The following is a 6455-nucleotide window of genomic DNA, read 5'->3' as shown; positions in this document are numbered from 1 at the left end:
CGGAGCCTCCCTTCTTATGGCGAATTGCTATGCCGCCGAACGCTTTCGGGCATCACGAACTAGACCTGGGGCGTCTCGTGGTGCGACGCCCAGGCCGCGGAAAACCGCACTGCCCTGGGTGATTCGACGAATGCGCGACGTCGTCCGTGACGCCTGCGCGCGTGATCCAACTAGTGCTCGAGACGGCCGGGTCCCCGTGCCTCGGAAAGCACCTGCCGCCGGCCGGGATGCGGTTGCCTCCGGGTCATCCGCATCAGGGGTGTACTGCTGCCGATCTCCTCCAACTTCACCGCCGAGCGGTGCCGCTGTGGCCGGATCCCCAGCGGCGGGGATGCGGTCTCGAGCGTCGCTCTGTCGCCTGCGTCACATGGATGCCCTCCATGCATTGCGAACACTAGGCGGTGTACGAAAAAAACGGAACTTTTTCCCTGAAAAAAATTGGACGCCCGTCTAGTTCGGGCGCGACAAAGCCCGCCGAACGCGCCAAATGTGCGTTCAGACACAGAACGAGCTCGAAGTGTGATCGACCACACTTTCGGATGCGAAGACTATGAGTCGAAACGTTGCATCTGCGTTGCATCGGCGCCCAGGCGCCGATCCAGCACCCGGATCTTGGCCTCGATCTGCGCATACAGCGGAGAATCGCGATCCACCGTCGACCGATAAGCGGCCCACGCGGCCGCATCGTCACGCCCTTCGGCGCCCGCCGTCCAGCGACTCAAAACACCGGTGTCACCCGAACGTAATACCGCCGTGCGCAGCCGCACCCGCAATTCATCGCGAATGTCTATCACTCCCGGAGCCGTCGACCTCGGCAGCGCCGGACCCGAATACAGCCGCACCGCCGAATCCACATCCCCGGAATCCAGCGCCGCCCGCAACGCCTCCACATCCGTGGCGATCGGAATCCGCAACCGGTACGGCCGCGAACCGAAGACATTCGGGCCCACCACCGACCGCAACCGCGACATGGCGGCACGAATGGTGGCATTGTCGAGATCCGCGTCATCGAGCAGCAGCGCCAGATGGTCCGCCGAAAGGCCCTCGGCATGCTCGGCCAGCAACAGCAGAATCTCGGCATGCCGCTGCGACAACGGAACCCGGTCCCCCGCCACCGTCAGCTGCGGCTGCCCCAACCCGAGCACCTCCAGGCCCAGCCGCTCCGGCGCCGGCGCATCCGCACCCGACCGCCGATCGTGACCCGAACGCACCGCCGCCAGCAGCAGATCCATCTCCGCCGCCGTCGCCGCCGCCTTCACCAGCGCCAGAATCTCCGGGCGCGCCACCCGCACCCCGCCCGCGATCATCAGCACGCCCACCAGGCGGCCGTCCGGATCATGAACGGGCGCAGCGGCTCCCGTGATCTGATGCATGCGATGCAGGAAATGCTCCGGGCCGTGAATCCACGCCGCCCGGCCGGTACGCACCACCAGGCCCACCGCATTGGTGCCCACCCGCCGCTCGCTCAGGTCATTGCCCTCGCGCAGTCCCGCCTCCGAGGCGGCCTGCACCCGATCGGCGGTGCCGTGCACCGACAGCACCCGGCCGAACTGATCGGCGATCACCACGATCAAGCCCGTGCTGGTGGCGTCGCGCAGTAGTAGCTTGTCCACCAACGGCATTACCGCGGCGATCGGATGCGCGTCGCGATAGCGCTCGAGATCGGTTCCGCGCAGCCCGCGGCCGTCACCGTCGTCCATCGGATCGACGCCGCCGCGCAGACTGCGCAGCCACGACTCCAGGACCAAGGGTCGTAGTAGACCCGGCAGTTGAGCCAACTGCTCGCCGCCCACACTGAGGTATCCGTGGGCTTGGGCGGCGTACGCCTCCAGCGCCCCGAGCTGACTGCCCGGTTCGACGCCGTTCTGGGATTGCCCCCCACCTGCGAGATTGCTGACCATTTGCCTTTCTTTCCGACCCAAAGAGTACCGGCGGGGTCGGACACGGAAGGCAGAAGCCGGACGTTTGTCCGGCAGGTCACATCGCGACCGGAACCTCACGAAATGTGAGCTGTGTCTATTTGCCTCCGCTTCGCTTCGGCGGTTCGCGGCCCTCGTTACCCCGGCTCTTCCCTCCCTCCGCTCCTCCGCTTCGCTCCCCCGCTCCACTCAGTCCAGAACCGGGGCGGGCCGCGAAACACGGGTGCGACCCACACCGTCCGAATGTTGGAGATGCAGACGCTACCGGCCTGACCGCGAAATCAGTTGGGTGGCAAGGTGGGACGCAGCGCCGCGGCATTGCGGGTACGCAACGCACCCCACCACAGGCCCGTACCGTAGGCCACATCCTCCACCCGCTTACACGCGATATAGCGGGTCGGATCCAGGCAACCCGGCTCCCGATGCATGAACCAATCCGCCAGACCGTCCGCCATCGCCAACGTGATCGCGATATGCCGGATACGGCGCGAACACAACATGCCCAGCAAGGTGACCGGCCAATAATGACGGCACAGCGCCGAAGCCAGCCGCCACACCCCGCCGGAGAAACCACGCGCCATATATATGGCGGCCACTCGCGTCGGATTGTCCAGGCCCGCGAACACCCGGCGCAGCCGGAACAAGGTCGCGATCAACGTCAGCAGACCACCGAACACACCCCACCCGGACATGGTGGCCAGCAGCATCGCCGTCACCGCCGTCCAGATCGGCATCGACAACGGTGCCGCCATACCCGCGTGCCGCTGCCCCAGCGGAGCCACACCCGTACCGTGAACCACCTTGTGCGCGAACCACTTCCGCAAGGTCACCGGATTGCTGTGCGCCACCCGCGCGGCCGGCTCGTAGCGCAACCGCCAGCCCGCCCGATCCAGCCGCCAGCACAGATCGATATCCCCGCCCGCCGGCATCGACTCGTCGAAACCACCCTCCGCCAGCAAGGCATGCCTGCGCACCAGCAGGGCCGAACTCGGCACGTACGGCACCGGGCCGTGCGCCTGCACCGCCGACTCCCGCCGGCCCCGATGCAGCGAACCGCGCGTGTGCTCATAGCGGGCCAGCAAGGTCGAATCCGGATCCATCGCCAGAATGCGCGGCGCCACCAGCGCCACCTTCGGATCACTGAAATGCCCGAGCATCACCTCGAGCCAGCCCGCCCGCGGCACCACATCCGGATCCAGGAACGCCACGAATTCGGTTGCCGCCGCACGCAGGCCGATATTGCGCGCGGCCGCCGCACCCTGGCGGCGATCCCGGCGCAGCACCGTCACCCGGCAGCGGCTCCCCCGCGAATCCGGAATACGCACCGGCTTGTCCGAACCGTCGTCCACCACGATCACCGAATGCCCGCGCAGCGCCGACAACAGCCGATTCAATTCGGCGGTGTGATTGTGAACCGGCACGATGACGGTCACGTCTTCGAGAGCCGGCAGCAATCGCGGACGCGGATTCGCGACACCGGAATCCAGTAGCCGTCTGGCAACCCGAGCCGACGCAGGATCCGTCACCTCGAGGTATCCATCACCGATCATGGCCGCAGCTTCCGGCGCCAACCGCAGCAACCGGGTCGGCGTGCCGCCGACCAGGAGCCGTCCACCGGAATAAGTGCGCACCCTGGGATCGATTCGCACCCCGAAACCATCGGGAAGTCGATCATGGCGCATTCCTGGAATGCTAGGACAGCACATGCCCAGCAATCATCATTGCCACGCCGCTCACTATCCCGAACGACAAGTAACCTGCGGCGGCTCACCCGAGACCGACCGGTAAGGCACAACCGACATCTAGACTGCGGGAGGAAAATCGGCAGATGAACAGGTCGGGGACGGAAATCCGTACCCGTGGTGGTCGAGGTGGTATGGGAGTCGGGCGCATGCAGACAAGCGGGGGCGGTAACACCCTCTCGGAATCCGAGATCGTCGAGGCCGCCCTGCGGGTGGTCCGGCAGGACGGCGTGGAGAAACTCTCCATGCGGCGACTGTCCCGCGAACTCGGCGTTTCCCCGATGGCGCCCTATTACTACGTCGCGGACAAGCGCGAGCTACTCGATCTCGTCGCCACCGCCGCGCTCACCGGAGTACGCAAGCCCCCACCGGAATTCGGCCCGTGGCAAATGCGGCTGCGCGATCTCATCGACCAGATCGACGAGAAATTGCGCAAGCACCCCGGTCTCGGCGACGTACTCATCGAGCAGATGCTGGGCAAACAGCTCGATCTCATCGCGGCCGTCATGGAAATCCTCTTCGACGCCGGATTCGACGATCGCAATGTGCTCGCCGCCTACGCCACCATCCACACCTATCTGTTCGGCCGCAGCAAGGTCAATCCGCGCGACCGCACCGCACTGCACGATCGAGTACTCCCCGAAGCTGTGGAACGCGCCACCAAACACATGGCCGACCTGCGCGGAAAGTACTCTTACGACTTCTCGATGGAGGTCCTGATCGCCGGCCTGGAGGCTCAGCTTGTCCGCCAGCGGGACAGCCACGTATAGTCAAACTAGAACGTGTTCTAGTTTAGGTAGACTACGAGGAGCCACATGACCACCGTCGACGTACCGCACAGCTCGCGCTCGGTCGTGCTGCGAGTCTCCGCGGTCATCAACGAGACGGCCGACTCCTGCTCGCTGGTATTCGACGTTCCCGAGGAACTGCACGAGCGATTCACCTACCAGCCAGGACAATTCCTGACCCTGCGCATCCCCAGCGAGCTCACCGGCTCCGTCTCCCGCTGCTACTCGCTCGCCAGCTCACCCCACACCGACGACAAACCCAAGGTCACCGTCAAACGGACCGTCGACGGGTACGCCTCGAACTGGGTGTGCGACAACGTGAAAGCCGGAGACAACCTCGAAGTACTGCCGCCCTCCGGCTCGTTCACCCCCAAGAACCTCGACGAGGACCTGCTGCTCTTCGCGGCCGGCAGCGGGATCACACCCGTCATGTCGATCCTCAAATCGGCGCTCTCGCGCGGCAACGGGCGCATTGTCGTGGTGTACGCCAACCGCGACCACGACTCCGTCATCTTCGCGCGCGAACTCCGGGAACTCGCGGACAAGCATCCGCAGCGGCTCGTCGTCGTGCACTGGCTCGAACACCTGCAGGGGCTGCCCACCGCGGACGCACTCGCCGCACTCGTCACGCCCTACAGCGGGCACGAGGCCTTCATGTGCGGGCCCAAACCGTTCATGGACCGCGTCCACGACGCACTCGGCCAACTCGGGGTGCCGCGCAACCGGACGCACGCCGAAGTATTCAACTCACTCTCCGGTGACCCGTTCGCCGAAGTCGCGCCCAGCGAGATCACCGAAGCCGAAGCCGCCGACGCGGCCACGGTCGAAGTCGAACTCGACGGCGAGACACACGAACTCCAATGGCCACGCACCCAGACCCTCGTCGACATCATGCTCGCCAAGGGCATCGACGTGCCCTACAGCTGCCTCGAAGGCGAATGCGGATCCTGCGCCTGCACCGTGCTCGAAGGCAATGTCGAAATGGCCAACGCGGAAATCCTCGACCCCGAGGACATCGCCAACGGCTACATCCTCGGCTGCCAGGCCCGGCCCGTCACGGACCACCTGAAGATCCAGTTCTAGCGCCCGGCGCAAAAGCACTGCCGGCCGCCGCGTGAAACACGCGGCGGCCGAAGCACTCCGATCAGTACGCCGAGAAGACGTTGTCGATCGAACCGTAGCGGTGGGCCGCGTAATTGCAGGCCGCCGCGATATTCGCCACCGGATCGTAGATATCCCACGAGGTTCCGTCGACGTGGTACGCCTGGAACGTCGGGTCGATCACCTGGAGCAAACCCTTCGACGGGATACCCGCCGCGGCATTCGAGTCGTACAGGTTGATCGCCTGCGGATTGCCACCCGACTCCCGCATGACATTGCGGAAGATGCCGTCGTAGCTGCCCGGAATATTGTCCTGGCCCATCAGATACAGCGCGTGATGGATCCAGCCATCCAGATCATCCGGGAAAACCGGCGGCAACAGCTGCGAGAACGGGGCCGGCAGACCCTGCACGAACTGCTGCACCTGATCCTGCTGCGACTGCGGCAAGGTCTGGTCGAACTGCACGGCCTGCTGCTGCACCTGCTGAGCGGGCGCCTGCAGCTCGTTCGGCACGCCCGCGATCTCGGCGGCCGAGGCCTGACCCGAAGCGAACACGGCACACATGGTCAGCGCGAGCGCCGCGGTGCCCGAGGCGACGAACGCCCGGCCGGAAGAGACGGGGAAACGCGAGGAGATCAGTTTTCGTGAAGGCATAGACTTTTCGGCCAGCGCAAGCCACAGCGGACGCCCCGTTTGGCGCACGCTCATACGCTGTTGGTTCGTGATTGGCTTGTAAGGGAACGAGATTCGGGCATGCATACCCGAGATCACCGATCCACCACGCTCTCGCCGGCGGAAGCGGCGGTCTTCGCATGTACGCCCGGGGGCGTGGTCACAGAATGATTGCGCCAGGTTAACGTAAACTGAACTGAAGATGAACAACTGTCGCCGGTTGCTCCGACGG

Annotated in this window: 5 protein-coding genes; 2 read left to right on the top strand and 3 right to left on the bottom strand. The window is 65.3% G+C overall.

Features of this window, described 5'->3' with window-relative positions:
• Positions 1-548: 548 nt before the first annotated feature.
• On the bottom strand, positions 549-1901 hold the full coding sequence (locus ACH438_RS44785; protein ID WP_397017147.1) for a GAF domain-containing protein: 1353 nt from the start codon (positions 1899-1901) through the stop codon (positions 549-551).
• A 299-nt stretch (positions 1902-2200) separates the two neighbouring features.
• Positions 2201-3601 carry a mycofactocin biosynthesis glycosyltransferase MftF gene (gene mftF, locus ACH438_RS44780; protein WP_397017145.1) on the bottom strand — a complete coding sequence of 467 codons (1401 nt, stop codon included), beginning with the start codon at positions 3599-3601 and terminating at the stop codon, positions 2201-2203.
• Positions 3602-3810: 209 nt separating this feature from the next.
• Between mftF and mftR2 the strand changes: the two genes are divergently transcribed.
• Both mftR2 and ACH438_RS44770 read left to right on the top strand, forming a co-directional pair.
• Positions 3811-4431 carry a mycofactocin system transcriptional regulator MftR2 gene (mftR2, locus tag ACH438_RS44775; RefSeq protein ID WP_397017143.1) on the top strand — a complete coding sequence of 207 codons (621 nt, stop codon included), beginning with the start codon at positions 3811-3813 and terminating at the stop codon, positions 4429-4431.
• 45 nt (positions 4432-4476) lie between these two features.
• Positions 4477-5532: a 2Fe-2S iron-sulfur cluster-binding protein gene (locus tag ACH438_RS44770; protein WP_397017141.1), complete on the top strand. Its 1056-nt coding sequence runs from the start codon at positions 4477-4479 to the stop codon at positions 5530-5532.
• 61 nt (positions 5533-5593) lie between these two features.
• On the opposite strand, the gene ACH438_RS44765 is transcribed toward ACH438_RS44770, so the two are convergent.
• Positions 5594-6322: a transglycosylase SLT domain-containing protein gene (locus tag ACH438_RS44765; RefSeq protein ID WP_397017139.1), complete on the bottom strand. Its 729-nt coding sequence runs from the start codon at positions 6320-6322 to the stop codon at positions 5594-5596.
• Between the last annotated feature and the right edge of the window lie 133 nt (positions 6323-6455).

This window comes from Nocardia sp. NPDC020380 (genome assembly GCF_044386975.1).
Taxonomy (GTDB): Bacteria; Actinomycetota; Actinomycetes; order Mycobacteriales; family Mycobacteriaceae; genus Nocardia.
Note: the sequence above shows the minus strand (reverse complement) of the source record. Positions and strands in the feature narration are given on the sequence as shown.